The sequence below is a fragment of the Thalassotalea piscium genome (assembly GCF_030295935.1).
Classification (GTDB): Bacteria; Pseudomonadota; Gammaproteobacteria; order Enterobacterales; family Alteromonadaceae; genus Thalassotalea_B; species Thalassotalea_B piscium.
Window position 1 is genome coordinate 3739394 of the sequence record NZ_AP027362.1, and the last position, 25159, is coordinate 3764552.

General features: G+C 38.5%; 22 protein-coding genes and 1 riboswitch. Of the genes, 7 read left to right on the forward strand and 15 right to left on the reverse strand.

Features of this window, described 5'->3' with window-relative positions:
* From QUD79_RS16665 to ilvG, 7 genes are all read right to left on the reverse strand, one after another.
* Positions 1-1455: a DUF418 domain-containing protein gene (locus QUD79_RS16665; protein WP_184423327.1), complete on the reverse strand. Its 1455-nt coding sequence runs from the start codon at positions 1453-1455 to the stop codon at positions 1-3.
* 99 nt (positions 1456-1554) lie between these two features.
* Complete coding sequence (locus QUD79_RS16670) at positions 1555-2106, reverse strand: MarR family winged helix-turn-helix transcriptional regulator (protein WP_184423329.1); 552 nt, start codon at positions 2104-2106, stop codon at positions 1555-1557.
* Between the two features lie 306 nt (positions 2107-2412).
* On the reverse strand, positions 2413-3963 hold the full coding sequence (ilvA, locus tag QUD79_RS16675; protein WP_184423331.1) for a threonine ammonia-lyase, biosynthetic: 1551 nt from the start codon (positions 3961-3963) through the stop codon (positions 2413-2415).
* Complete coding sequence (gene ilvD / locus QUD79_RS16680; RefSeq protein WP_184423332.1) at positions 3956-5818, reverse strand: dihydroxy-acid dehydratase; 1863 nt, start codon at positions 5816-5818, stop codon at positions 3956-3958. Before ilvD ends, ilvA begins: the two co-directional genes overlap by 8 nt.
* 161 nt (positions 5819-5979) lie before the next feature.
* Positions 5980-6906, reverse strand: a complete 927-nt coding sequence (locus QUD79_RS16685; protein WP_184423334.1) for a branched-chain amino acid transaminase — start codon at positions 6904-6906, stop codon at positions 5980-5982.
* A gap of 101 nt (positions 6907-7007) precedes the next feature.
* Entirely contained in the window at positions 7008-7265 is a 258-nt protein-coding gene (ilvM, locus tag QUD79_RS16690; protein WP_184423336.1) for an acetolactate synthase 2 small subunit, read from the reverse strand.
* Position 7266: 1 nt separating this feature from the next.
* Positions 7267-8931 (reverse strand): acetolactate synthase 2 catalytic subunit, encoded by a 1665-nt coding sequence (gene ilvG / locus QUD79_RS16695; protein WP_184423338.1) that lies wholly within the window; start codon positions 8929-8931, stop codon positions 7267-7269.
* 481 nt (positions 8932-9412) lie between these two features.
* On the opposite strand from ilvG, the gene QUD79_RS16700 reads away from it, so the two are divergent.
* The gene (locus QUD79_RS16700) at positions 9413-10936 is read left to right on the forward strand and encodes a YifB family Mg chelatase-like AAA ATPase (protein WP_184423340.1); all 1524 of its coding nucleotides are present in this window, start codon (positions 9413-9415) and stop codon (positions 10934-10936) included.
* Positions 10937-10945: 9 nt separating this feature from the next.
* Here the strand turns inward: QUD79_RS16700 and ilvY are convergent, their stop codons facing one another.
* Positions 10946-11833 carry an HTH-type transcriptional activator IlvY gene (gene ilvY, locus QUD79_RS16705; RefSeq protein ID WP_184423342.1) on the reverse strand — a complete coding sequence of 296 codons (888 nt, stop codon included), beginning with the start codon at positions 11831-11833 and terminating at the stop codon, positions 10946-10948.
* A 155-nt stretch (positions 11834-11988) separates the two neighbouring features.
* Here ilvY and ilvC point away from each other — a divergent pair, with 155 nt between their 5' ends.
* On the forward strand, positions 11989-13464 hold the full coding sequence (gene ilvC / locus QUD79_RS16710) for a ketol-acid reductoisomerase (RefSeq protein WP_184423344.1): 1476 nt from the start codon (positions 11989-11991) through the stop codon (positions 13462-13464).
* Positions 13465-13580: 116 nt separating this feature from the next.
* Here the strand turns inward: ilvC and QUD79_RS16715 are convergent, their stop codons facing one another.
* Together QUD79_RS16715 and proB are read right to left on the reverse strand one after the other, a co-directional pair.
* A complete protein-coding gene (locus tag QUD79_RS16715; protein ID WP_484600390.1) occupies positions 13581-14849 on the reverse strand; it encodes a glutamate-5-semialdehyde dehydrogenase in 1269 nt (422 codons plus the stop codon).
* A 33-nt stretch (positions 14850-14882) separates the two neighbouring features.
* Positions 14883-15983: a glutamate 5-kinase gene (gene proB / locus QUD79_RS16720; protein ID WP_184423348.1), complete on the reverse strand. Its 1101-nt coding sequence runs from the start codon at positions 15981-15983 to the stop codon at positions 14883-14885.
* A 405-nt stretch (positions 15984-16388) separates the two neighbouring features.
* Here proB and yihG point away from each other — a divergent pair, with 405 nt between their 5' ends.
* A complete protein-coding gene (gene yihG, locus QUD79_RS16725) occupies positions 16389-17282 on the forward strand; it encodes a 1-acylglycerol-3-phosphate O-acyltransferase, YihG family (protein ID WP_184423481.1) in 894 nt (297 codons plus the stop codon).
* A gap of 8 nt (positions 17283-17290) precedes the next feature.
* Positions 17291-18535, forward strand: a complete 1245-nt coding sequence (locus QUD79_RS16730; RefSeq protein WP_184423351.1) for a mechanosensitive ion channel family protein — start codon at positions 17291-17293, stop codon at positions 18533-18535.
* 9 nt (positions 18536-18544) lie between these two features.
* Here QUD79_RS16730 and tesB read toward each other — a convergent pair whose 3' ends face one another.
* Positions 18545-19402 carry an acyl-CoA thioesterase II gene (gene tesB / locus QUD79_RS16735; RefSeq protein WP_184423353.1) on the reverse strand — a complete coding sequence of 286 codons (858 nt, stop codon included), beginning with the start codon at positions 19400-19402 and terminating at the stop codon, positions 18545-18547.
* Between the two features lie 271 nt (positions 19403-19673).
* Between tesB and QUD79_RS16740 the strand changes: the two genes are divergently transcribed.
* Complete coding sequence (locus QUD79_RS16740; RefSeq protein WP_286289200.1) at positions 19674-19928, forward strand: hypothetical protein; 255 nt, start codon at positions 19674-19676, stop codon at positions 19926-19928.
* Positions 19929-19947: 19 nt separating this feature from the next.
* On the opposite strand, the gene QUD79_RS16745 is transcribed toward QUD79_RS16740, so the two are convergent.
* A complete protein-coding gene (locus QUD79_RS16745; RefSeq protein ID WP_184423355.1) occupies positions 19948-20442 on the reverse strand; it encodes a hypothetical protein in 495 nt (164 codons plus the stop codon).
* A gap of 6 nt (positions 20443-20448) precedes the next feature.
* A complete protein-coding gene (locus tag QUD79_RS16750) occupies positions 20449-22302 on the reverse strand; it encodes a tetratricopeptide repeat protein (RefSeq protein ID WP_184423357.1) in 1854 nt (617 codons plus the stop codon).
* 201 nt (positions 22303-22503) lie between these two features.
* A riboswitch (cyclic di-GMP riboswitch) is annotated at positions 22504-22586 on the forward strand.
* 260 nt (positions 22587-22846) lie between these two features.
* Here QUD79_RS16750 and QUD79_RS16755 point away from each other — a divergent pair.
* A complete protein-coding gene (locus tag QUD79_RS16755) occupies positions 22847-23860 on the forward strand; it encodes a GGDEF domain-containing protein (RefSeq protein WP_184423359.1) in 1014 nt (337 codons plus the stop codon).
* Between the two features lie 8 nt (positions 23861-23868).
* Here the strand turns inward: QUD79_RS16755 and QUD79_RS16760 are convergent, their stop codons facing one another.
* Both QUD79_RS16760 and QUD79_RS16765 read right to left on the reverse strand, forming a co-directional pair.
* The gene (locus QUD79_RS16760) at positions 23869-24321 is read right to left on the reverse strand and encodes a 2-thiouracil desulfurase family protein (RefSeq protein WP_184423361.1); all 453 of its coding nucleotides are present in this window, start codon (positions 24319-24321) and stop codon (positions 23869-23871) included.
* Between the two features lie 2 nt (positions 24322-24323).
* Entirely contained in the window at positions 24324-24659 is a 336-nt protein-coding gene (locus QUD79_RS16765; RefSeq protein WP_184423363.1) for a hypothetical protein, read from the reverse strand.
* 144 nt (positions 24660-24803) lie between these two features.
* Here QUD79_RS16765 and QUD79_RS16770 point away from each other — a divergent pair, with 144 nt between their 5' ends.
* On the forward strand, positions 24804-25103 hold the full coding sequence (locus QUD79_RS16770; protein WP_184423365.1) for a c-type cytochrome: 300 nt from the start codon (positions 24804-24806) through the stop codon (positions 25101-25103).
* Positions 25104-25159: the final 56 nt, after the last annotated feature.

Genomic DNA, 25159 nt, shown 5'->3' on the forward strand with positions numbered 1-25159 from the left:
TTAAATGTACATGGGCTGTAGTTTTTTATAGGTAATTGAGCGCCATAGCCATTCCATAGGCCCAAAACGGAAACGTGCTAGCCACCAACGTGAAGCCAGCATTTGAAACACTATTATTACTAATACGATCAGTACTTGCGTGCTTCGCGATACCAAACCAAACTGGCCCCCGGCATAACCATAAAATATCGAGGTTAATATGACTGAATGCATTAAGTAATTGGTTAGTGCCATTTTGCCCATTGGCGCAAACTTAGCCAAACGACTATGCCACTTTTCATCTGCTAACATACAAATAACTAGGCCTAAATAGCCCGCAGTTAAAATATACTGACCAACAAAAAAGATCATTTCACCTATTGAAGTAATCACCATTGAGATTTCTGCGGATGGCTGTTGCAATAGTAAAACCCCTGCAACATTTAGAAAAACACCTAACGGTAAGCCGATATTTCTCATTAGGGTGTACATCGGCATATAGTCTTTATAGTTAATGATCCGCTTAGAGGCGACAAACCAAAAGCCTAAAATAAAAATAGGGATCAACATGGCAAAGGCAAATAGTGGTGAGAAGGGCAGCATAAATGCTAAAAACTCAAGACGATATTGAGTTGCTTGCCAATAGCTACCTTCAGTAAACGCCACAGTTTCTTTTTCTTCATTTTCTATGGCGTCTCGTTGGTAAGCTACCTGTTCTTTTATTTTTTCTTCTACTGGAGTGAGTTCACTAGCTTTGCTGTCATTATTTAACGATGGGTTATCTTCAATTGACTCTTCTGTGATTAATTCTAATGCCTCTTGGGGCAATTCAAGTTGCATCGCCACAGCTATGGCTATTTCTTGCTCTTCGTCCCAAGTAGCAAGCGTGCTTTTATGATCCATAAACACACCTGCTCCTATGCCACCAACAATTGAAAAAAAGATGGGAAGAAATAACCAAATGGCTGCAAGCTTTAAATATGAACGAGGGTTGTCATATTGCTGAAAGTTGGGTTTTTGTAGTATATAAACCCACAGTAAAAGCATTAATCCGGCAAGTGCATAGTCATGTAAAATATCACCGCCCCATAAAAACACCATGTGAATGATACCCAACACCCACAAGGCAATCATTCTTCGGGTAAACCAAGCCCCAAAAGGGCGGCCAACTTCTTTCGCTCGCAAAAGCATTACGGCAAACCCCATACCAAATAACAAAGCAAAAAGTTTGTAAAACTTACCTTCAACAAAACACCTTATTAGCCAACCTGCTGCATGGTCTATGCCTGTTAAAGAGTGATCAAAACCAATTAAGTTAGTTAGCGGACGGTTAAACCATTCTATATTCATTAATAAAATGCCTACTAGCGCTATCCCTCTGAGAATATCTAGGGCATCTATTCGTTTTGATTGTGCAATAGGCGTTAATACCGCTACTTTTTCAGTATTCTGTTGCTTTCCTTGGGCGTCTTCCATTATTTTTCCATTTTTTATTCGCTGCCGTCTTTATACCGTTAAAGCGTAAATAAAACTATGAAAAATTAATTGTTAGATGTGGGTGATTGTTAATTTTGGCTAGGCTTCTTGGTGTGCTCTGCAAATTTGTAATGACGCTTCTTCGGTTATTACTTCTTCAAAGTGAGTACATTTTGCAGGAATTCCAGGCTTGTAGTGTATACAAGTAAAGCATTGCCCGAATGACTGCGGCACATCTTTACTATTAATTTGATGTTGTATTGCATTAAGGCTTCGAATTAATGCGTTTTCGTTAGTGTTACTCAGATTAGTAATAGCCATGTGTAGTTGTGACTGCTCAGTCAATTGGCTAAGAATATGCTTACCAATTGTTGTTACTTTAATATGTAATACTCTTTTGTCTTCAGGGCATATCGTTTTATGAACTAAGGCTTTGCGCTCAAGTACTTTTATCGACTGAGAAATGGTTCCTTTGGTATGTCCTAAATATTCAGAGACTGAAATGGCATTGTCTGAGTGTTTATTTGCCATAGATAAGTACCGCAAAGCGTCAAGTTGTACTGGCTGCAAACCAAATTCAGCTAACGCTTTTCGCTTTTCATTAACTAACGTATTAGATAGGCGATCAATTAGTAAGTATAAGTTTTTCATGTAAATTCCGCATAGTGTTGCGTCAAAACGATAAATAGGAACTATAATACCAGTTTCATTAATTAAGTGATCTATTTTATACGCAGTGAAAACAGTCAAATACAAGGCGTTTATTTTTATAACTAGTTGTTCTAATTATAAAATAAATAACGCAGTAGTTGACTGCTTTAGCCAGTAGAAATGATCACATAGTTAGTGAGATTGGTATAATTACTGTAGCTTAATTTTGTAATTTTTAAAGGTCAAAATCAAAGTTGTGCAAAACAGGCATTTACACAACTTATCGTTTGAGAGAGATTACTATTATTACGTAAGAAAAGCTTGGTAAGCTTGGTTATCTGTTTCTTCTTGCCATTCGTAGCCTAAGTCTTGTAAGTGATCAAAGAAGGCTGCTTGCACCGCTTCAGTGACTTCAAAACCTGCAAGCACCTGCCCAAATGCCGCGCCATGATTACGATAATGAAATAACGATATATTCCAATGTTCGCCCAAGGTATCAAGAAATTTTTCTAATGCACCTGGATATTCTGGAAATTGAAAGCGAAATATACGCTCTTGAAGCGGAAGCGCATGCTTACCACCAATCATGTATCGGACATGTAATTTAGCAAGTTCATTTTCAGTAAAGTCGCTTACTTGATAGCTTTTCTGCTGTAACAACTGCGTAAGCTGATGCCTTTCTTCACCGTTAGTAACTCTAACACCAACAAAGATATTTGCTTGGTTGTTATCGCTATCGCGCTTATCAACATAACGGTAATTAAACTCGGTGATCACTCGTCCTTCAAGCGCATGGCAAAAGCGCCTAAAACTCCCTTTTTCTTCTGGAATAGTAACGGCTAAAACGGCTTCTTTTTGCTCACCCAATTCACAGCGTTCTGACACATAGCGCAAGGTATGAAAGTTCATATTTGCACCAGACAATATTGCTACTAAAGACTCATCGCCTTTACTGGTTTGGCAATACTTTTGTAATCCTGCTAACGATAAAGCACCGGCAGGCTCTGCGATAACACGGGTTTGTTCAAATATATCTTTAATAGACGCACAAATTTCATCGGTGGTCACTGTGATCACTTCATCACAATAGCGCTCAATTAAATCAAAGGTATGTTGACCAATACGCTTAACGGCGACACCGTCAGCAAATAAACCCACTTGGTCTAAATCTACAGGTTCTCCAGCTGCAAGTGCTGCTTTTAAACAGGCTGAATCTTCCGCCTCAACGCCGATAACTTTTATTTCAGGTCTTAACTGTTTTAAGTAAACCGCCATTCCTGCAAGTAGCCCACCGCCACCCACTGGAATAAATACAACTTGTGCATTCGGCTGCTGTTGTAGAAGCTCTTTAGCAACAGTACCTTGGCCTGCAATAACATCTTGATCATCAAACGGGTGAATATAGGTTTTCTTTTCTTCTTCAGCATATACAGCTGCAGCTGATTGCGCCTCGTTAAAGCTTTTGCCAACAAGGCGAACCTCTCCACCATAACGACGCACATTATCCACTTTAATGTCAGGCGTTGTAATGGGCATTACAATCGTTGCTTTAATGCCAAGCTTATGTGCTGCTAGCGCTAAACCCTGAGCATGATTACCCGCAGAGGCTGCAATAACACCATGAATACATTCAGCTTCTGATAAATTAGAGAGCTTATTATAAGCACCTCGCAATTTAAACGAATGAACCGGTTGCTGATCTTCTCGTTTTAAATATATTTGATTATTGAGACGGGCTGATAATTTAGTCAGCGGTGTTAGCTCTGTTTCTACGGCTACATCATAAACAGGGGCAAGTAATATCCGACGAAGATATTCCAGCCCGATCCCTTGATTAATGACCTCTGATTCAGTCATCACATTCACCATCAAGTAATTTACGGTTTCGCACTGCACCTTTGTCGGCACTTGTTGCTAACATTGCATAATTTTTTAAGGCATAACTAATTGGACGTACACGATCAACTGGCTTCCAAGCTTTTTTGCCTTTAGCTTTCATGGCCGCTTTACGCTGTTCAAGAACTTCGTCAGCTACTTGTAATTCAATTGAGCGGCTTGGAATATCAATATGAATAATATCGCCCTGCTCAACGAGTGCAATTGTTCCGCCATCGGCTGCTTCTGGCGATACATGCCCAATAGATAAACCTGAAGTGCCACCAGAAAAACGACCGTCGGTTAACAATGCACATGCTTTACCTAAACCCATAGACTTTAAATAAGTGGTTGGATAAAGCATTTCTTGCATACCGGGTCCACCTTTAGGGCCTTCATAGCGAATAACGACTACTTCGCCAGCAACGACTTTCCCCGCTAAAATACCAGACACGGCATCATCTTGGCTTTCAAAGATATGGGCAGGGCCGGTGAACGTTAAGTTATCATCGCTAACGCCAGCTGTTTTAACTACACAACCGTCTACCGCAATATTGCCCGAAAGTACGGCTAAACCACCCTCTGTTGAAAAAGCATGATCGATGCTACGAATACATCCATTCGCTCTGTCGTCGTCTAAGGTATCCCAACGACAATCTTGGCTAAACGCTTTGGTTGTACGAATTCCAGCAGGGCCTGCACGGTAGAACTTTTTAACATCTTCATCATCTGTAACGGTAATGTCATATTTAGCAATTACATCTGCGAGCGTTGTACCTAGTACATTAGGCACATCTGTGTTTAACAAGTTAGCACGTGCTAACTCACCTAGAATAGCAATAACACCACCAGCACGATGTACGTCTTCCATATGGTATTCAGGAGTTGAGGGTGCAACCTTACATAGTTGCGGCACAACTCGTGATAGTTTATCCATGTCTGCCATGGTGTAATCTATTTCAGCTTCTTGTGCGGTGGCAAGTAGGTGTAATATCGTGTTTGTTGAACCACCCATAGCAATATCTAAGCACATTGCATTTGAAAATGAGTCTTTGTTGGCGATATTACGTGGTAATGCAGACTCGTCATTGTCTTGATAATAGCGCTTGGTTAGCTCAACTATTTGTGCACCCGCTTTTAAAAATAATTGCTCTCTATCTGCGTGCGTTGCCAACATCGAGCCATTACCCGGTAAGGCTAAACCTAATGCTTCAGCTAAACAGTTCATTGAGTTAGCGGTAAACATACCTGAGCAAGAACCACAGGTAGGGCAAGCAGAGCGCTCAACTTGATCTGACTGCTCATCTGATACTGTTGGATCAGCCCCTTGTATCATTGCATCAACTAAATCGAGCTTAATTATTTGATCAGAAAGCTTAGTTTTACCTGCTTCCATTGGTCCACCAGACACGAAAATTACAGGTACATTCAAGCGCATCGCTGCCATCATCATACCTGGTGTTATCTTATCGCAGTTAGAGATACAAACCATGGCATCTGCACAATGCGCATTAACCATATATTCAACTGAGTCGGCTATTAAGTCACGCGATGGCAAGCTATAAAGCATCCCGCTATGCCCCATGGCAATGCCATCATCAACAGCAATTGTATTAAATTCTTTCGCAACTCCACCAGCCTCTTCAATAGCGCCTGCAACAAGTTGCCCCATGTCTTTTAGGTGAACATGGCCCGGTACAAATTGAGTAAAAGAATTTACCACCGCAATAATAGGCTTACCAAAATCACCATCTTTCATGCCTGTTGCGCGCCATAATGCACGCGCACCAGCCATATTACGGCCTTGAGTTGAAGTTGCAGATCTTAATTTAGGCATGATATTGATTCCGATTTTAAAGTGTTGAATTATATATTTAAAGCCAAACTTTTACTTGGCTTTAAATATATAACTAATTGTTAACTATACGAATAAAATTATACGAATAAAATGAAAGTACTTAAGTGCTTTAAGCACTTTCATTTAAGATTAAATCATTGTTATTTAACTGGGTCTAACCAGTTATCAGGAACCTCGGTACTACCGTTAAAAATACCAAAGAAAGCTTCTTGAATCGCTTTAGTGATAGGTCCGCGTGAACCTGTTCCTACTTGCATACCGTCTACCGATTTTACTGGAACAACTTCAGTGGCTGTTCCTGTCATAAAGAATTCATCTGCTAAGTAAAGGCCTTCACGTGAAATAGTTTCTTCACGTACCTCATAACCTAGTTGTTTTGCTAAGAAGAAAACAGTATCTCGTGTTAAGCCTTGCAAAATAGAAGCCGTGCCAGGTGGTGTAAAAATAATACCATTGCGCACCAAAAATAAGTTTTGACCTGCGCCTTCACTTACTTGATTATTCACATCCAACGCAATGCCTTCGGTGTAACCATGACGACCTGCTTCCATAGAGATCAACTGCGAAGAAAGGTAGTTTCCGCCAGCTTTAGCCGCTGTAGGCATAGTATTAGGAGCAAGTCTGTTCCAGCTAGATACGCCAACATCTACACCATTTTCAATAGCATCTGCACCTAAATAGGCTTCCCAGCTAAATGCCGCAATCATTAATTCAGCTTTAGCGTCTGCTGGTGGGCGCAAACCCATACCTACATCGCCCAAAAATGCTAACGGGCGTAAATATGCCGAAGATAAATTGTTTTTTGCTACTGAGTCTTTACACGCTTGAATAACTTCTTCTGGTGTAAAAGGTATGTTCATTCGATAAATTTTTGCTGAGTCAAACAAGCGTTTAATGTGTTCTTCTAAACGAAAAATACACGTCCCTTTATGTGTATCATAAGCACGAATACCTTCAAAAACTGAAGAACCATAATGTAACGCGTGGCTCATTACATGCACTGTAGCATTTTGCCACGGCATGAGTTCACCATTAAACCAGATAAGTTCTGCACTTACTTTAGCCATTTTATTTCCCTAATTTACATATTTTAAAATTACTTAACTCATCCCTTGATGCAGTTAAGCTTTTCAATTACTGGTGTTTTAAATTGAGTAGTTTGCTTTAATTAAGCAATGCATTTCTGCGCCTTTGTATTGTCTACTTTGACCTCTTTGATGTCGATCAGTTTATTGATTTGATCCACTAAAAGTTCAATAGGACGGTCACTACTGACCATTAATTCAATTGTACCTATTTGAGTACCCGTATTAACTTTTGCATTAATGCCGTTAATTAAATAGCCTCGGTAGCGGGTTACTTGTAAAATTCTTTCAAGCACCACTTGTTTATCATCAGCTAAGATAATTAATTGGTAATCATTCATGTTAGGTACTCTCCATCATTTTGTCGTTTGCCGTTTCGGGCGGCACTAATGGCCAAACATTATCTTCGGCGTTAATCTTTACTTGTAATAAATAAGGGCCATCGTGATCAAGCATCTCTTCTATGGCTGCCGACACTTCGCTTTTTAACGTTATTTCTCTCGCTTTTATATCAAAGGCATTGGCTAGCATAACAAAGTCTGGATTATCAGACAGGTCAGTTTCACTTAACCTTCCATTGAAAAATAAATCTTGCCATTGGCGTACCATGCCCAATTTAGCGTTATCAATCAGTACAATTTTAACGGGTAGTTGAAAGCGCTTAATTGTTGATAATTCTTGAATATTCATCATGATAGAACCATCACCAGAAACAGCAATAACACAGTCGTTAGGCCGACTAATTTGCGCACCAATTGCTGCAGGTAAACCAAAGCCCATAGTGCCCATACCGCCACTGGTTAAAAAGTTACTTGGGTCTTGAAATGACATATGTTGTGCAGCCCACATTTGGTGTTGACCAACGTCGGTAGTAACACAAGTATTCTTCGGTGCCTTCTCACTTATCTCTTTTAGAACTGCTGGTGCAAAAATGGTTTCCTTAGGATAGTCATATTGCCAAGCGTAATCTGCTTTCATCTGTTTGCATTTTTGCTGCCATGGCACAATTGATAAAGGCACAGAAAGCGCGGGTAAATTCACTTTTAAATCACCTAAAATAGCGGCATCTGCAGCTCTTCGCTTGCTGATCTCTGCGGTATCAATATCAAAGTGAATAATTTTTGCATGAGGTGCAAATTCAGCTAACTTACCAGTGACTCTATCGTCAAACCTTGCACCAACGGCAATTAATAAGTCTGACTCTTGTACCGCAAGGTTAGCAGCTTTTGTGCCATGCATTCCTAGCATGCCAAGGTAATGTTTATCATCAGGGTCTAATGCACCCAAGCCTTTCAAAGTAGACACACTTGGTAAACCAGTGGTGCAAGCAAATGATCTTAATTCATCAACCGCGTTTGCCATACCTACACCGCCTCCAACATATAATACGGGTTGCTTGGCTTGGCTTAATAAGGCAATGGCTTTACCAACATTCGCAGGCGGTAATTTCACCTTGTTTTTAAGTTTTGCTGCATTACTGAGTGCAGTATCAACCTGTGCAATTTGAATGTCTTTTGGAATATCAACTAATACAGGGCCTTGACGACCTTCTAATGCGATAGCAAATGCTTGATGTAAAACCTGAGCAAGCTCGTTAACATCAGTCACTTGAAAGGAATGCTTAGTACAAGCTAAAGAAAGGCCAAAAATATCAACCTCTTGAAAAGCATCAGAACCCATTGCTGATGTAGCTACTTGCCCAGTAATAGCAACAATAGGAATGGAGTCTGCCATGGCATCGGCTAATCCTGTTATCAAGTTAGTTGCACCAGGACCAGAAGTTGCTAAACAAACCCCTACCTTCCCTGAAGCCCTTGCGTAACCTACAGCTGAAAATGCAGCACCTTGTTCATGCCGACATAAAAAATGCTCTACATCGCTGTCATACAGGGCATCATAAATAGGCATAATTGCGCCGCCAGGATACCCAAAAACATGCTGAACCCCATGTTGCTGTAATACGCTAAATAATAACGAACCGCCTGTTTGTTTCTTATCGCTTGCCATAATTTATTGCACCATTCACTTTACATTTATATTCATAATTTCAAAGTGAATTAGTTGTTCCTTAATTTAATAAAAGCCAAAAAATTGAATAATTCACTGTCTAAAAACACTTAAAAAAAACCCTCGGTCCTTTCGGAGCGAGGGTTTATGTTTACAATTAGCTTTTCTCAGCCCAATAAACAACCCCGCGATGATCTTATAATCACCACGACGAGAATGTTAATAATTACTGAGTTAATATTTTGCATTTAAATTCACAATACCTGAAAAGCTAGTTAAATTTTGTTGGCTCATTTCAGCCTTATTAAATTAGTACCATAGCTCTAATATAAGACGCAAGTGTTTTTATTAGAGAATTTTTAAAGCAGATAGTGAATTTGGTTATAACAAGGTAAATATAACTGCATTCTCACCATAAATTCGCACAATAGATGCATTTCAACTAAACTGATTTTATGGATGTTTAATTAAATGGATTTATATGTCTCTTGCTTGCGTTTACAGTAGAGCCCGCGTTGGTTTAACTGCCCCTCTTGTTACGGTTGAAGTACATTTAGCGAATGGTTTACCCGCATTTAATATTGTTGGGCTACCTGAAACCTCAGTACGTGAAGCCAAAGATCGGGTACGAAGTGCAATAATTAATTGTGGTTATGAATTTCCTGCAAAGCGTATCACAATAAATTTAGCACCCGCTGATTTACCCAAAGAAGGCGGACGTTTTGATCTCCCTATCGCAGTTGGCATTTTAGCTGCCTCGGCACAAATACCTACCGAAGAGCTTTCTCAATATGAATTTGCGGGCGAACTTGCCTTATCAGGTGCCTTACGCGAAGTTATTGGAGAGATCCCAATGGCAATGGCCTGTAGTGAAAATGAAAGAACGTTAATTATTCCTCAAGACAATGCCGAGCAGGCAAGTTGGGTAAAATCTGCAAAAATTTATGCAATTTCTCATTTAAGTGAGTTATATCCACACCTATTACACCAACAAGCATTGCCATTAGCTCTTGCTGTAGAGCATGTTGAACAAAGCATAGACAGTAATAACGATATTGCAGATGTTATTGGCCAACCAATGGCAAAACGTGCGTTAGAAATTGCAGCGAGTGGCGCGCACAATTTATTATTTATTGGGCCTCCCGGCACAGGAAAAACCATGCTTGCGAGTAGGTTACCAGGTATTTTACCACAAATGACTGAATCTCAAGCGTTAGAAGTCGCCTCTATTCAATCAATTTGTCATCATTCAATTAGCGCTAGCTCTTGGCTAACTCGCCCATTTAGAGCACCGCACCATACCGCCTCTGCCGCAGCATTAGTAGGTGGAGGTAGTCAACCTCAACCCGGTGAAGTATCACTAGCTCACCATGGCGTGTTGTTTTTAGATGAATTACCCGAATTTGAACGCAAAGTACTAGATGTATTGCGCGAACCTCTTGAGTCGGGAGAAGTTACTATCTCTAGGGCATTACACAAACAAACATTTCCTGCACAATTTCAGTTAGTGGCGGCAATGAATCCTAGCCCTACAGGTTTTTATAATGATAACCGCAGCACACCTGAGCAAGTGCTACGTTATCTTAATCGTTTATCTGGGCCTTTTCTTGATCGCATAGATATTCAAATTGAAGTGACACGCTTACCCAAAGGTTCTTGGGCTAACAATTCTGGCAAAGGGGAAACAAGTGCTAAAATTCGTGCCCGAGTACAACAATGTGCATCGATACAACAAAAGCGCCAAGGCAAAGCAAATGCTCATTTAAGTAGTGCCGAAATACGTCAGTACTGCAAATTAAGCGCTGATGACAATGAGTTTCTAGAGCTTGCCGTTGAAAAGCTTGGCCTATCAACCCGTGCCCATCATAAGTTATTAAAAATTGCACGTACACTTGCCGACATGGAGCAAGCTGAGAACATTGCTAATCAACATTTAGTAGAAGCGCTTTCGTACCGTGCAATGGATAGAATATTACGCCATTTAACCAATGCGGTAGCCGTGTAATAAAGCCCCCTAAACCGTTGGCGCTAATGCGTTAAAAAATGCTTTAACAAGTACTTGCTCTCGACTTTGATTTAAGCAACAAACGCCTAAGTCAAAGGGGGCTATATCACCAATATTTTTAACATATTGAACACGATCTTTCACCGGACTATTCTCAACCACAACCTTAGGTGCAATAGCAACACCACAACCTAACGCCACCATACTCACTAAGGCCTCACTACCGGCAACTGTCGCATAAATGTGTGGCTTTCCTTGTTGCTTTTTTCTAAACCAATAATCAAATCGTTTTCTTGCCGCGCCATGCTCTGGCAAAATAAAAGGGATTTCTGACCACTTAATAACGTCTGACTGTAATTGTTGTTGCACTCTACAAGGCATTGCTGGTGCTATTATCGCTAAAGGGAGCGTGGTTAAGTGATGAAAATAAAATAATCGCGATAACTTTTCAGGTTTAGCCGCAATAGCAAGATCAACCACACCGCTTCCGACTTGCTCAAACGCATCGGCTGCATCGCCTGTTGAAAGTACAATTTCAACTAAAGGATGCTGATCACGGAACCGGTCAATTAACGCCGGTAAGTGACTATATGCCGCGGTTACCGAGCAATATAAATGTAACTTTCCTTGTAGCTGAGCCTGTTGTTGATTAAGCGAAAGTTGCAACAACTCCCACTGTTCAATTTGTTGCTCTGCGTAAGCTAAAAACTTATGACCAGCCTCATTTAATGCCACGGTTCTATTGTCTCTGTGGTATAGCGAGCAGCCTACTTGCTCTTCAAGCCTTTGAATAACACGGCTTAATGTTGAAGGACTGACATGGTGAGCTTCTGCAGTTTTTGCAAAATGCAGTGTTGTTGCTAAGTTAACAAACATCTTCAACGATTTTAAATCCATTCATTACCTCACCAGCTTTATTGCACAAATTGCAACGTTATGATGCAAATATATCATTTTAAGCAACAAAAGAAACGCGCTATGATAAATACATTGTCAGAAACTATGACCCAAATTAATAATCAGTACTCAAATAGAGTATGCGGAGAACCACAATGGCTAACTATTTTAATACCTTAAGTTTACGCGAAAAATTAGCGCAATTAGGCAAATGTCGTTTTATGAAACGTGAAGAGTTTGCTGACGGCTGTAACTTTATTAAAGATTGGAATATCGTTATTGTTGGTTGTGGTGCCCAAGGGTTAAACCAAGGGTTAAACATGCGCGATTCAGGCTTGAATATTTCTTATGCTTTACGTGAGGCAGCCATTGCTGAAAAGCGCCAATCTTATCAATGGGCGACAGAAAATGGTTTTACTGTGGGTACTTACCAAGAACTTATTCCACAAGCCGACTTAGTATTAAATTTAACCCCTGATAAGCAGCACACTTCTGCTGTTACCGCTGTTATGCCACTAATGAAACAAGGCGCTACTTTGTCTTACTCTCACGGGTTTAATATCGTAGAAGAAGGCATGCGAGTTCGCTCTGATATTACTGTTATTATGGTTGCACCTAAGTGCCCTGGCACAGAAGTACGTGAAGAATATAAACGCGGTTTTGGTGTACCAACCTTAATTGCCGTTCACCCTGAAAACGACCCACAAGGTAATGGTTTAGCTATTGCCAAGGCTTATGCTTCAGCCACTGGCGGCGACCGTGCGGGTGTTTTAGAGTCATCTTTTATTGCCGAAGTAAAATCAGACTTAATGGGTGAGCAAACCATTCTTTGTGGGATGTTGCAAACCGCAGCTATTTTAGGCCATAAGCAATTAATTGCTCAAGGCGTTGACGCTGCCTATGCACGTAAGCTTTTACAATACGGCATTGAAACCACCACAGAAGGTTTAAAACACGGCGGCATCACAAACATGATGGACCGCCTATCAAACCCTGCAAAAATTAAAGCATTTGATATGTCAGAAGAATTAAAAGTTATTCTTCGCCCACTTTTTGAAAAACACATGGACGACATTATCGAAGGCCGATTTTCAGCTACCATGATGGAAGACTGGAAAAATGACGATGCTAACTTATTAAAATGGCGTGCAGAAACAGCAGATACCTCTTTCGAATTAGCTGCTGATTGCTCCACAGAAATTAGTGAACAAGAGTATTACGACAAGGGAATTTTTGTTGTTGCCATGATAAAAGCTGGTGTTGAATTAGCATTTGAATGCATGGTTGAAGCAGGCATTATTGAAGAGTCTGCTTATTATGAGTCGTTGCATGAAACACCTTTAATTGCTAACTGTATTGCCCGTAATAAACTTTACGAAATGAATGTGGTTATCTCTGATACAGCTGAATACGGAAACTACTTATTTAGTCATGCCGCCGTGCCTTTGCTAGAAGGTTTTACCAGCAAGTTAACACTTGAAGAATTAGGTGAAGGCTTAAAAGATACATCGAACGGTGTAGATAATGCGCGCCTAATTGAAGTGAATGAAGCCATACGTAGCCATGGTGTAGAAGCCATTGGTAAAGAACTACGTGGCTACATGACCGACATGAAAAAAATTGTTGAATAAACACAAAAAGCTTTGCTCGCTGCCCGTTACTACGGTCAACACTAACGACCATAAGTAACAGGTTAAAAAGCGGTATTGGCATTCTGAGTCAATACCGCTTTTTTATACATATATCACTAATCTCTGATCTGCCCGTCACCATAGACAACAAACTTTTCTGTTGTCAGTGAACTTAACCCCATTGGACCATAGGCATGTAGTTTACTTGTCGAAATGCCTATTTCAGAGCCAAGCCCTAATTGACCACCATCAGAGAAACGTGACGATGCATTTACCATCACAACAGACGAATTTATTTGTCTAATAAACGCTTGAGTGCGTGAGGTGTCTTGGCTCACAATTACTTCAGTGTGGTCTGAGGTAAACTCATTAATATGACCAATTGCCTTGTTAAAGCCTGACACTATTTTCACCGCAATTTCTTGGTTCAAGTACTCTGCATTAAAGTCATCGGTTGTTGCTAATGAAGCATCATCAAAGTAGTTAATGCTTTGTTCACAAGCATGTACTTTCACTTGTGCGGGTAACAAAGCTTTTGCCGCTAATGGTAAAAAGGTGTCTGCAATATCTTTATGCACCAATAATGTTTCTAAAGAATTACAAGCGCTTGGTCGTTGAGTTTTGCCATTAACTAATATATTTACCGCTTTATTTATGTCGGCAAATTTATCAATAAATAAATGACAAACACCTTTAAAATGTTGAATAACAGGAATTTGACTATGCTCTGTTACATAGCGAATAAGCCCTTCGCCACCTCTAGGGATCACCAGATCAATACTTTCTCGTTGTTTTAGCAGTTGTTCAATAACTGTTCGGCTAGTATCGGGAATAACGGTAACCATATTTGGATCGAGCCCTTCCATTCTAATAACTTGATGCAAGCAATTAGCTAGCGCAACATTACTATGGATAGCTTCAGAGCCACCACGTAAAATAACGGCATTACCTGACTTAATGCAAAGTGCAGCCGATTCAGCTGTAACGTTAGGGCGTGCTTCATAAATCATAGCTATAACACCTAATGGAATACGCATTTTACCAACTTGCAACCCATTTGGCCTTAAGGTTAAATTTGCGACCTCACCAACAGGGTCAGGTAAGGCAACAATTTCTTTTATTGCACTGGCGATATCAGTTACACGATCAGGTGTTAGTAATAAGCGGTCAAGCATGGCTTCAGTGAGCCCTTTTGCTCTTCCTGCATCAATGTCTTTGGCGTTTTCGCTAATAATAGTAGCACTGTTACTTTCAATAGCCGCGGCAATTAATAATAACAATTTATTTTTTTGATTGGTGTTTAATTGTGCCACTTGGCGTGAAGCTATTCTCGCCTGCTTGGCGCTATTTTCTATATTAAATGTCATTTTATTTGCCTTTTTTATCAGGTGATTACTTGTCGCTTCAGCCACATCTGGTTAGGTTACAACAACCATATCATCGCGATGAACTACTACTTTGCTTGGACAACAGCCAAGAATAGCTGTAATTTTATCACTTTTTTGGCCCTTTATCCGCGCTAAATCTCGTGAACTATACTGTGTAATACCTTTAGCGATAACGTTAAACGTCTTGCCATCGACAATTTCAATAGCCTCGCCACTATCAAAAGTGCTAGTTAACTCAACAATACCTGATGGGAGCAATGATGCGCCTTTATCTCGAACCGCAGCAACAGCACCTTGATCAATCATTATTTTTCCGCAGCTTTTTAAGGTGTATTTCAACCAATGCTTTCTTGCTTTATTAGCGCTTTGTTTAGCGATAAATTGCGTACCAGGATTTTCTCCCCTCAGTAGTTTTTCAAATACTTTAGCCGAGCTACCATTAACAATGTAGGTGGTTATGCCGTTTTCTACCGCTTTCTCCGCTGCTTGAATTTTAGTTTGCATACCGCCTGTAGCAATCGGGTTGTTTGTAGTGCCAGCCATGGCATAAATTTCATCCGTAATTTCGTTAATTTCGGGAATAAGTACAGCATCATTATGCTGCCTAGGATCTTTGTTATACACTCCATCAATATCGCTTAAAATAAATAAGCTATCAGCTTCGCAGACTAAAGCGACTAATGCAGCTAGGTTATCGTTGTCACCAACTTTGAGTTCGTCTGTTGCTACTGTATCGTTTTCATTTACGATAGGAATTACACCATTTTCTAATAAAATTCGTAGTGTATTTTTAATATTAATATAGCGCTCTCGGTCTTTTAAGTCGCCATGTGTAATAAGTAACTGACTACATGGCACATCGAAAAAGCGTTGCCAGTTAGCCATCATTTGCATTTGGCCAACCGAAGCCATTGCTTGTTTAGTGGGGATAGATGGACCAGATGCACTATGTTGAATAAGGTGGCGACCAGCAGCAACACTACCAGAAGAAACTAAAATAACCTCTTTACCGGCTTGGTGACACTCAGTAATAAAACGAGCAATTGCCAATAAATATTTGCCACTACAGCCTTTGTTATCAGGCGCAACCAATGCGCTTCCTACTTTAATAACTACACGCTTAAATTTCATTTATATCCCCTATAATATGACTGTTAAGAATGCACTGAAATACAGCAAATTTGCAACATTATTTTATTCGTTTGATAGACATTATCGTCACTTATATTTGCTTTAAGAAATAACGACTATTTTTACGGGCTTAACTTGTTATAATTTGGGGTGCTTCCTCCTAGGTAAGTTTTATATGTTGCTTTATCATCCAAGTAAACAATTGTGCTACAACTACTACCATCACTATTTTTTATGCTTTTTAATAACAATCAAAAACCTAACTTTTACTAAGTTTTCGGTCACTTTTGAAGATAATTGAACGGAATGTAAATAAGCTTACTTTAATCAGCTTTTTAAACATCTTAAAAAGTGATAAAATTTCGTTCTGATTGTGCTGACTTAATTAACGACTATACACACGCTATGCTTAATTTTTTACCTGCTTTTTTCATTGGCTTTTTATCGTTTAGCTTTTATACGCTCAATACTATTTTTTGGGTATTGCCTATTGTTATTTGCTCTATTCTCAAAGCGTTGTTGCCCTTTAAATTCTGGCAAAAAATCTTCAGTTACCTGCTTGATCACATGGCAAGTTATTGGGTTGCCATTAACACAGTTAACCAAAAGCTATTTACTAACTTAACTATTGATGTTTCTGGTGTTGAAGACCTTAACCCTAAACAGTGGTATTTAGTTATTTGTAATCATCAGTCGTGGGTCGATATTGTAATACTACAACGTGTATTACACGGTAAAATTCCTTTTCTAAAATTTTTCCTCAAAAAGGAATTAATTTATGTGCCCTTTCTTGGTATTGCTTGGTGGGCGCTCGATTTTCCATTTATGAAACGTTACAGCCAAAGCTTCATTAAAAAAAATCCGCATTTAAAAGGTAAAGATATCGAAACCACCAAGAAAGCATGTGCCAAGTTTAAATACAAACCTGTGAGTGTAATGAATTTTATCGAAGGTACTCGTTTTACCGATGAAAAACATAAAAAACAGGGCTCAAATTACAAAAACCTTTTAAAACCTAAAGCTGGTGGTATCGGTTTTGTATTATCGACTATGGGTGATAGCTTAAATAAAGTAGTCAACGTCACTATTTATTATCCTGAAGGTAAACCAAATTTTATTGATTTTCTTTGTGGAAAAATAAAAAAAGTACAAGTTGTAGTTGATACTCAAGATATTGACCAACGTTTACTAGGTGATTATGTTAACGATAGAAGCCATAAAATAAACTTTCAAAAGTGGGTCAACCAATTGTGGGCAGAAAAAGACCAATTGCTTGAGCAGTTAAAAAACAATAAATAGGAATATCGATGATTGCTGTAATATCGCAATGGTTAAGTGATAATGGAATATCTCAGGTAAATCTTGAACTTGTTACGACATTAGTCGGCAGTTTATGCATTTTTGTCATTTGTGCTATCAGCTATTATTTGGCTAAGCATCAATTTTTAAGGTTAGTGCAAAAAGTCGTTATTCATTCGAGCAATACTTGGGATGATTTATTTCTTGAGCACGATGTGTTTAAACGTGTAGCACTTACATCGCCTTATATTGTCTTGCTGTTTTTAGTGCCTATTTTCACCCTTGAAGATACACTCTACCGTCAGTTTTTATTAACGTTAGCTAAAATCGCTATCTGCTTTCAAGTTGCCCGATCAATTTCATCACTGCTAAACGTGATAAAAAGCATCTATGAAAGAAAAGCAAGTGAGCGTTACTTACCGCTTAACTCAACGCTTCAAGTGATTAAATTATTGGTTTATTTAATCGCCACTATTTTATCAATTTCTTATGTGCTCGACCGCTCACCTTTTTATTTATTAAGTGGTATAGGTGCGCTTACCGCTGTTTTGTTATTAGTTTTTCAAGACACTATTAAAGGCCTTGTCGCCAGTATCCAAATTTCTGCCAATAAAATGGTAGCACCGGGCGATTGGATTGAAATTCCTCAATATGGCGCAGATGGTGATGTGTTAGAAATAGGCCTAAGTACAGTAAAGGTCCAAAATTTTGATCGCACTGTAACCACTGTACCTACATATGCACTAATTAGCGGTTCATTTAAAAACTGGCGAGATATGCTTAACTCTGGCGGCAGAAGAATTAAGCGCGCATTGCATATCGACATTTCCAGTATCGACTTTTACAACCAAGAACAAATTGAAGAATTAAAGAAAATCCGCCTACTCGCACCTTACCTGCAAGTTAAAGCAGCAGAACTTGAGGCTCATGCTGAACAGCACAACTTAACGGCAACAGATATTAATAGCCGACAACTCACTAATATAGGTACGTTTAGAGCGTATATAGAAGCCTATTTAAAACAACATGAAAAAGTTCATAAAAACATGACCTGCATGGTAAGGCAGCTACCTGCAACTGCCGCAGGCTTACCATTAGAGTTATACTTTTTCAGTAACGACCAAAACTGGGTTAATTACGAAAAAATTCAGGCTGATATATTTGACCACCTGTTTGCAATGGCTAAGTTGTTTGATATTCGACTTTTTCAGCATCCAAGCGGTAAAGATTGGCAGGCTTTCCATCAATCTTAGGCGCTAAGATTAGCGTTGGCGCATAACACCTTCTTGCATTGTGCTAGCAACTAATTCGCCCGTACGTGCATATATTTGCCCTCGAACCAACGCTCTACCACCAACCGATGTTGGGCTTTCAATTACATACAGTAGCCAATCATCCATTTTAAACGGGCGGTGAAACCACATAGAATGATCGATCGTTGCCAATTGAAAGTTCGGTTGCCAGTAACTTACACCATGCGTGAACAATGCTGTTGGCAAAAAGTGAAAATCCGACGTATAAGCAAGCATATAGTTATGAACTCGTAGATCATCGGGCATTTTACCGTTAGCTTTAATCCACATATGACAAACAGGAGGCATTTTCTCTGGTTTTATCCAGTTATATTGCTCTATTGGACGCAATTCGATTGGCTTTTCGGCTAAGAATTTATCTCTAATATTTTCAGGAATATAGTGTTGATGCTTAACAATAAAATCTCGATACGACGGCACTTCTTCAGGTGGTGCAACTACTGGCATTGTATTTTGGTGTTCAAAACCCTCTTCTAATGCTTGAAAAGAAGCGGTTAAATAAAATATAACGTGCCCGTGTTGCAACGCTTTTACGCGCCGAGTATTAAAACTTCGGCCATCACGAATAATCTCAACTTCATACACTACTGGCTTGGTTGCATCGCCAGCCCTTAAAAAATAAGAATGAAGCGAGTGTACATGTCTAGTTGGGTCAACTGTTTCTTGTGCGGCTGATAACGCTTGCCCCATTACTTGCCCACCAAATAAAGCTCTAAAGCCTAAATCTTGGCTTTGTCCACGATATAGCCCTTGCTCAATGGGCTCTAATTTTAATAGGCTTAACAATTCTTCTAACACTTGACTCATATGGGTTACCGTTAACTTTATGATATTCTGTAAAATATTATCGTTATTTTAGCGTAAATGTCTAACTGGCACTATAATTAACCTTATTTTGGCATAAACTGTACGTATAAGGGTCAAGACTGTTTTATAACTAGCATGCTCATTTATGTTTAAAATTCACGCAAAGTATATTATATAATGGTTGTAATGCCCTGAAAATTGGGATAATGTGCGATTATATCAATATTGATTTTTCAATATAAACTGAATTAAACTGAATATAGAGGTTTTTGTGCAAGCAACAATGGAAAGAGCAGTGTTATTAGAAAGAAGACACTATACACCTGAGCAAGCATCACTTTGGGACAAATTGTCTTTAGCCCAAAAATTTGCAGCTAGTAGCTTAACCCAATTTGGCTATGATCTCGCATTTATCCGCACCAGCGCAGTAGGCAGCATAGCCGTTTTACTTTGTGACCAAAGTCCAGCCACTATATCTGATGATGGTGAAATAAATACAAACCCTGAGATTATTATTCGCCCTTAAACCTTATCAAGGAAACAAATTAATCTTTTGTTTCCTTTTGTTGCTCCATTTCATTAAGTAGCATTTCAACAAACGACATAAACCCACTTAAGCTATTACTATTCCATGTACGTTTTATGTGGCCATCGCTCTTTGTAATATACGCGGTAAGTCGTGAAAAACTTCTACTGTCATAAGCTTGACAACTTTTCTTAATTGCGATATTTGTTCGTGCCTTACCTTTTAAGCTTTCTCTAACTATGGCTGCGTAGTTAGCTACTAATGGAGTTAAGTAAACAACAAATTCATTATCATCGCTCAACTCTTTTGCCATTTTATTAAAACGAAACTTAATAAACTCCTCGTTCTTTTTTGCCATTAGCGCTAGTGTATCAATTAGCACCTGGCTTTCTTTTTTACTATCTAAAGAAGCGCGTTTGAGTGCGGTTATATCTCTTTGAAGCCCTTCAGCTCGAAAGTAAAAATAAATACTTACTGTGATAAAAATGGCTAATAACCCAAGAACAAAAATCATAAAAGTCTACTTCTTAAAGGTGGTATGTTCTGATCGTGTTGACTCACTTAATCTAGATAAAAAGATATAAGGATCTATATCCTGAATACTAGGCGTTTCAAATGCGTAGCTAATTTTAACTGAAAAATCACCCAAATTAGCAAAAAATCGTTTATTGATTGCGTTAGCAATTAAATTTAACTTTTTTTGTAAGCTTTGTTTATTTTGATGAGGAGATAAAAACAAGTATTCGCCCTCACTAATTAACCCAACAGTATCAAACTCAGCAACATATTCATTAATTAAAGTCGCAATAGTTTTCGCTACTTCTGCCACTGTTCTTTTATTAAACCGAAAGGTAAGTTCTTCCCAGTTACATATAGATAAATAGCCAACAGATAAGGTATATTCAAACTTTCGTGCTTTTTTATAATTCAACTGATAAAGCACCTTGGTTTGAGAAGGGGTTGCTATATAGTAGTCTGGCTTTTCTATATCTTCGTAAGCATTAGTTAACCGCTGATTTCGCTGATTTAAATAAAGATAAAACGCAATAATAACAACACTAACTAATAGTGCTAACAGAAAAAAAACTATATTCTTTACTTGTTGATACTTAGCAAAATAAGACTGACGTACGTCTGACTGTTCAGCAACATTCAATGCTATTTCACGATTTTGTAGCTCAAGCACATTACCTGTAAAGCCTTGCGATACAAATAACTGCTGAACATTATGCTTTTCATAATGAGTTATCTGCGTTTTATATACATCAATTGCTTTCTTATAATTACTTTGCGAGACATACATATCAGCTAACAAATCGTAAAGCTCAAGTTGCTCAAAACTTACCTCTACCTTCTGTGATAAACTTGCTGCTTTATTAAGCATTTCATACGATAGTGGTTTATTCTCAAGCTTGTCGTACGCTTTAGCTAATGCAATTAAAGCTGACATATGAGGCGCGCCGAAACTTCTTTCACTTAGCTTAGTTTTAGACGGCAGTAAGAATTGAAGCGCCTCTTCTGGTAAGTTTTGCGCGAGTAAAACTTTTCCTAGCCCTAAGTCTGCAAAAGCTTGACGAATTGGCAGGTTATGTTTTATTGCTTCTTGTTTTGCTTGATAAAAACCACTGTAGGCATCATCTAACCGATTAAGCTTTAAGTTTGTTTCTGCTAAATAATAATAGCTTCTATCTATCGACGCGACTTTACCTGATTCAAACCGTAGTTTTATTGCTTTGTTATATAATGCTTTTGCAGTATCGTAATCTTGTTGATACAGATACGCTAATGCCAATATTTCAATAACTTCAAGGTAGTTATTGAACTGTTCATTATCTGCAAGTAGCGTTTTTATTTCTTGTAATTCTTGATGGGCAGCCAAGTTATTCGCTATTAACGCGTTCGACATAGCACTATAGCTTAAAGCCACTAATAAATACCTTACATTTATTAATTGCCTTGCGATTACCACAGCTTCGTTAGCAAATTCATTTGCTTGGTGAAAACGCCCTTCAAAGTAATGGCTTGCTGTTAACTTCAATAAAAAGTCTATTTTCAAGACATTATTTATGCCCACAATAGCTATACCATCTTGCGCAAACTGCATAGCCTTACCTAGATCACCCTGATTAATTGCGGTATTGGCAAGTAAAATAAATACTTTCGCTGTAGTGTCGGCACTATAAAAGTGTCGCTTTTGCAAAATATTATTAGCCAATTGAACTACATCATCAGCGGGAAGGGCTTCCTTTTCTTTTGCAAACAGTTGTTCAACTTGCTGAATATTTTCACTAATACTATTCTCTTGAGTCCAAGCACGGCAACTAACAGCAATACTCAACAACACCATTACGCAATACAAAGTATGTTGTTTCACTTAACTCCCTCATCTACAGCATGCCAACAGTACTAATTTAATTAATTCTCCCAAAGTAGGGTATAAATTAAATCGAATTAGTATAAGCCTAAAAGTAAAATAATATTATCATGATTAACTTTTAAGCACGACGCGTAAGATAATTATTCTTAAGGTTTACAAGACAAATTAATTCACTATAATGGTTTTTGAGCTACTAAAGCTTGAAAAGGGCAAATCTAGTGAAAATTAGAGACGCAAAGTTACCGGCCTAAAGATTACTCTATGGCAGCGGAACTACCGAATTTAGATATAGTGGGGGCTTATCTGAATACTGTATTCAGTTGTTTGTACCTGCGGTAACTTTTGCGTGCCACCTTTCTTCTACTTGTTCTATTATTTCATTTTAATCTATAGATAATCACTTTTTGTCGTATATTGCCGCTCTTTTAACTCAATCTTTATTTATTTATTGTTTACCTATAGAAGTTTTCGTTTATTTCCTAGAGAATGAGCTAATAATAATATTTTAGTAATGTTATATGTCGTATTTAAAGAGTGAGTTATGAAATACCATGACTCAGTAAAACAGGCCGAACAAAAACTATCGCTCGCAATAAAGCAGTTGCAAGAATGGGGCTTGCCAGCAACTCCAATAAATTATGCGGTAAGTTACGAATTTATTAATGGCCAAAACACTACATTATCCGCACTCATTAATCAGCAGCTTGCACTAGATAAACCGCTTGATAATTTTTTTATGGATGAAATATATCGACAGGTTATTTTAGGCGCTGAACAGTTTCGAGACGAAATAATTACCGATATCGAAAATATTGTTGATCAAGTAAAACAAAGCTGTAGAAAAACCACACACCATGCAGATACCTTTATTAACACTGTAGATAAACATTCTGAACAACTTTGTTCTCAAGATGAGCAACAAATAAAACAGGCACTTGTGGATATAGGGACAGCTTCTAGACAATTTAAATTACAACAAGAAAAGCTCAATCAGCAACTACAAGATTCCAAAAAGCAAACCTTATCACTTAAGAATGAATTGCAGGAAATTCGTAAAGACATTTACTTAGACCCTTTAACTGGCCTATATAATCGTAAAGCACTTAATAAACATATTGCAGGCTGGATTAAAGAGGACCCTAACAAAAGCTTAGCTGCAATAGTAATTAATGTTGATAAGTTACAGCAAGTCACAACAGATTTTGGTCACATAATCAGTGATATTTTATTATCAAAAATTGCCAACAAGGTGATTAGTTATGTAGGTGAAAGCGGATTACCGGTTCGCTCTGGCGGCAACGAATTTACAGTTTTATTGCCAGAAATTGAATGCTCTGTAGCTACCGAAATAGCTGAAAAGATTCGACAAGGTGTAGAGCGGTTAAGGTTTGTTAGTAGTAAAACAGGTAGTCGCTTACCCAAAATGACGATTTCTCTCGCTGTAAGCACCCTAGACTTAAACAAAAACGTTCATAGTGTGCTAAATAAAACTAGCGCCTTAGTAGCCAAAATGCAAAAAAGCTCACAGTATAATCAAATAGCTGTAACATCTTAATATCATAATTACTCAAGCAATCCACTTAATTCATTAATTTGCTGCTCAGAAAACACTTTTATACCATGCGCTTGTAATAACTTCGCCGTTACGCCCATTCCTTCAATTTTTTGGCCAGAAAAAGTCCCATCATAAACACTGTTACTTCCACAGGAAGGGCTAGACTCTTTTAATAGCGCGTAGCGTATCTGATACTTTTTGCATAATAACAACGCCTTATTTGCACCAGAAATAAACTCATTAGTTACATCGATACGCTGTTGAGTAATAATACGACCATCGGTCTGCATTTCTGCAGGCTCCCTCGGTATTGATAGGCCGCCACTAACTTCAGGGCATATACTAATAATTCGACCTTGTTGCTGCCAAACAGCTAGCTTTATATGGTGTTGCCGCTGACAGTTGCCATCATACCGAACTTTTTCACCTAACAAGCAAGCACTCACTAATATTTTATTCATTGCTATTTCATCTTAAGTAATCGTTCGATTTCTTGGTAGAGAGTATGTAAGTTGGTTATCTGGTCCTCACCATAAGCTTCAATCCAAATAGCTTCACAACTAGACTCTAGGCATATTATAAACTCAGCCTGTTGAAATATAAATCGGGCATTCATTCGATCTGCCCCCTCCATAACTTCAACTAATTTAGCAGATTTAAAAACTGTAAAAAATGCTTCAATAAATAATGCTAAAGCTTCCTGATGCCAAGAAAACGCTGATACTTGAAAAGTGATCGTTTGGTAACTATCGTTGTATTGAACTCTTTTTATCATCGCTTTTAGGTAATTATTGGTCATATCTGGGAGAATTTAATGATCGTAAACAAACTTAGGCGTATAATACAAAAAAACCAACGACAGCATTGATCTTTTTTCCTATAATCTAAGCAGATTAATTCGGTTTTTAATATTTTTTTTAACCACTATAGAGAGATAATTGTTATGAAAAAACTTACTTTAGCTATTGCAGCTACAGTGATGATTGCATCTCCTGCTTTTGCTGGCGATATTGCAGCAGGTAAAGCTAAATCAGCAACTTGTGCAGCTTGTCACGGCGCCGAAGGTATTTCGGCAATACCTATGTACCCAAACTTAGCAGGTCAAAAAGAAGCGTACCTTGTTAAGCAATTAAAAGATTATAAGTCAGGTGCTCGTAAAGATCCTGTAATGTCTGCAATGGCAATGCCGTTATCAGACGAAGATATTGCAAATGTTGCTGCATACTTTGCCAGCAAAAAGTAGATTTCGATTTGTCTAAAAAAGCGCTGTTGAGCGCTTTTTTAGTATTTACCCACACT

What these genes read in the sequence shown, in the direction of transcription:
- QUD79_RS16665 (WP_184423327.1), bottom strand. Translation starts at nt 1,455, where the DNA reads ATGGAAGACGCCCAAGGAAAGCAACAGAATACTGAAAAAGTAGCGGTA.
- QUD79_RS16670 (WP_184423329.1), bottom strand. Translation starts at nt 2,106, where the DNA reads ATGAAAAACTTATACTTACTAATTGATCGCCTATCTAATACGTTAGTT.
- ilvA (WP_184423331.1), bottom strand. Translation starts at nt 3,963, where the DNA reads ATGACTGAATCAGAGGTCATTAATCAAGGGATCGGGCTGGAATATCTT.
- ilvD (WP_184423332.1), bottom strand. Translation starts at nt 5,818, where the DNA reads ATGCCTAAATTAAGATCTGCAACTTCAACTCAAGGCCGTAATATGGCT.
- QUD79_RS16685 (WP_184423334.1), bottom strand. Translation starts at nt 6,906, where the DNA reads ATGGCTAAAGTAAGTGCAGAACTTATCTGGTTTAATGGTGAACTCATG.
- ilvM (WP_184423336.1), bottom strand. Translation starts at nt 7,265, where the DNA reads ATGAATGATTACCAATTAATTATCTTAGCTGATGATAAACAAGTGGTG.
- ilvG (WP_184423338.1), bottom strand. Translation starts at nt 8,931, where the DNA reads ATGGCAAGCGATAAGAAACAAACAGGCGGTTCGTTATTATTTAGCGTA.
- QUD79_RS16700 (WP_184423340.1), top strand. Translation starts at nt 9,413, where the DNA reads ATGTCTCTTGCTTGCGTTTACAGTAGAGCCCGCGTTGGTTTAACTGCC.
- ilvY (WP_184423342.1), bottom strand. Translation starts at nt 11,833, where the DNA reads ATGGATTTAAAATCGTTGAAGATGTTTGTTAACTTAGCAACAACACTG.
- ilvC (WP_184423344.1), top strand. Translation starts at nt 11,989, where the DNA reads ATGGCTAACTATTTTAATACCTTAAGTTTACGCGAAAAATTAGCGCAA.
- proB (WP_184423348.1), bottom strand. Translation starts at nt 15,983, where the DNA reads ATGAAATTTAAGCGTGTAGTTATTAAAGTAGGAAGCGCATTGGTTGCG.
- yihG (WP_184423481.1), top strand. Translation starts at nt 16,389, where the DNA reads ATGCTTAATTTTTTACCTGCTTTTTTCATTGGCTTTTTATCGTTTAGC.
- QUD79_RS16730 (WP_184423351.1), top strand. Translation starts at nt 17,291, where the DNA reads ATGATTGCTGTAATATCGCAATGGTTAAGTGATAATGGAATATCTCAG.
- tesB (WP_184423353.1), bottom strand. Translation starts at nt 19,402, where the DNA reads ATGAGTCAAGTGTTAGAAGAATTGTTAAGCCTATTAAAATTAGAGCCC.
- QUD79_RS16745 (WP_184423355.1), bottom strand. Translation starts at nt 20,442, where the DNA reads ATGATTTTTGTTCTTGGGTTATTAGCCATTTTTATCACAGTAAGTATT.
- QUD79_RS16755 (WP_184423359.1), top strand. Translation starts at nt 22,847, where the DNA reads ATGAAATACCATGACTCAGTAAAACAGGCCGAACAAAAACTATCGCTC.
- QUD79_RS16760 (WP_184423361.1), bottom strand. Translation starts at nt 24,321, where the DNA reads ATGAATAAAATATTAGTGAGTGCTTGCTTGTTAGGTGAAAAAGTTCGG.
- QUD79_RS16765 (WP_184423363.1), bottom strand. Translation starts at nt 24,659, where the DNA reads ATGACCAATAATTACCTAAAAGCGATGATAAAAAGAGTTCAATACAAC.
- QUD79_RS16770 (WP_184423365.1), top strand. Translation starts at nt 24,804, where the DNA reads ATGAAAAAACTTACTTTAGCTATTGCAGCTACAGTGATGATTGCATCT.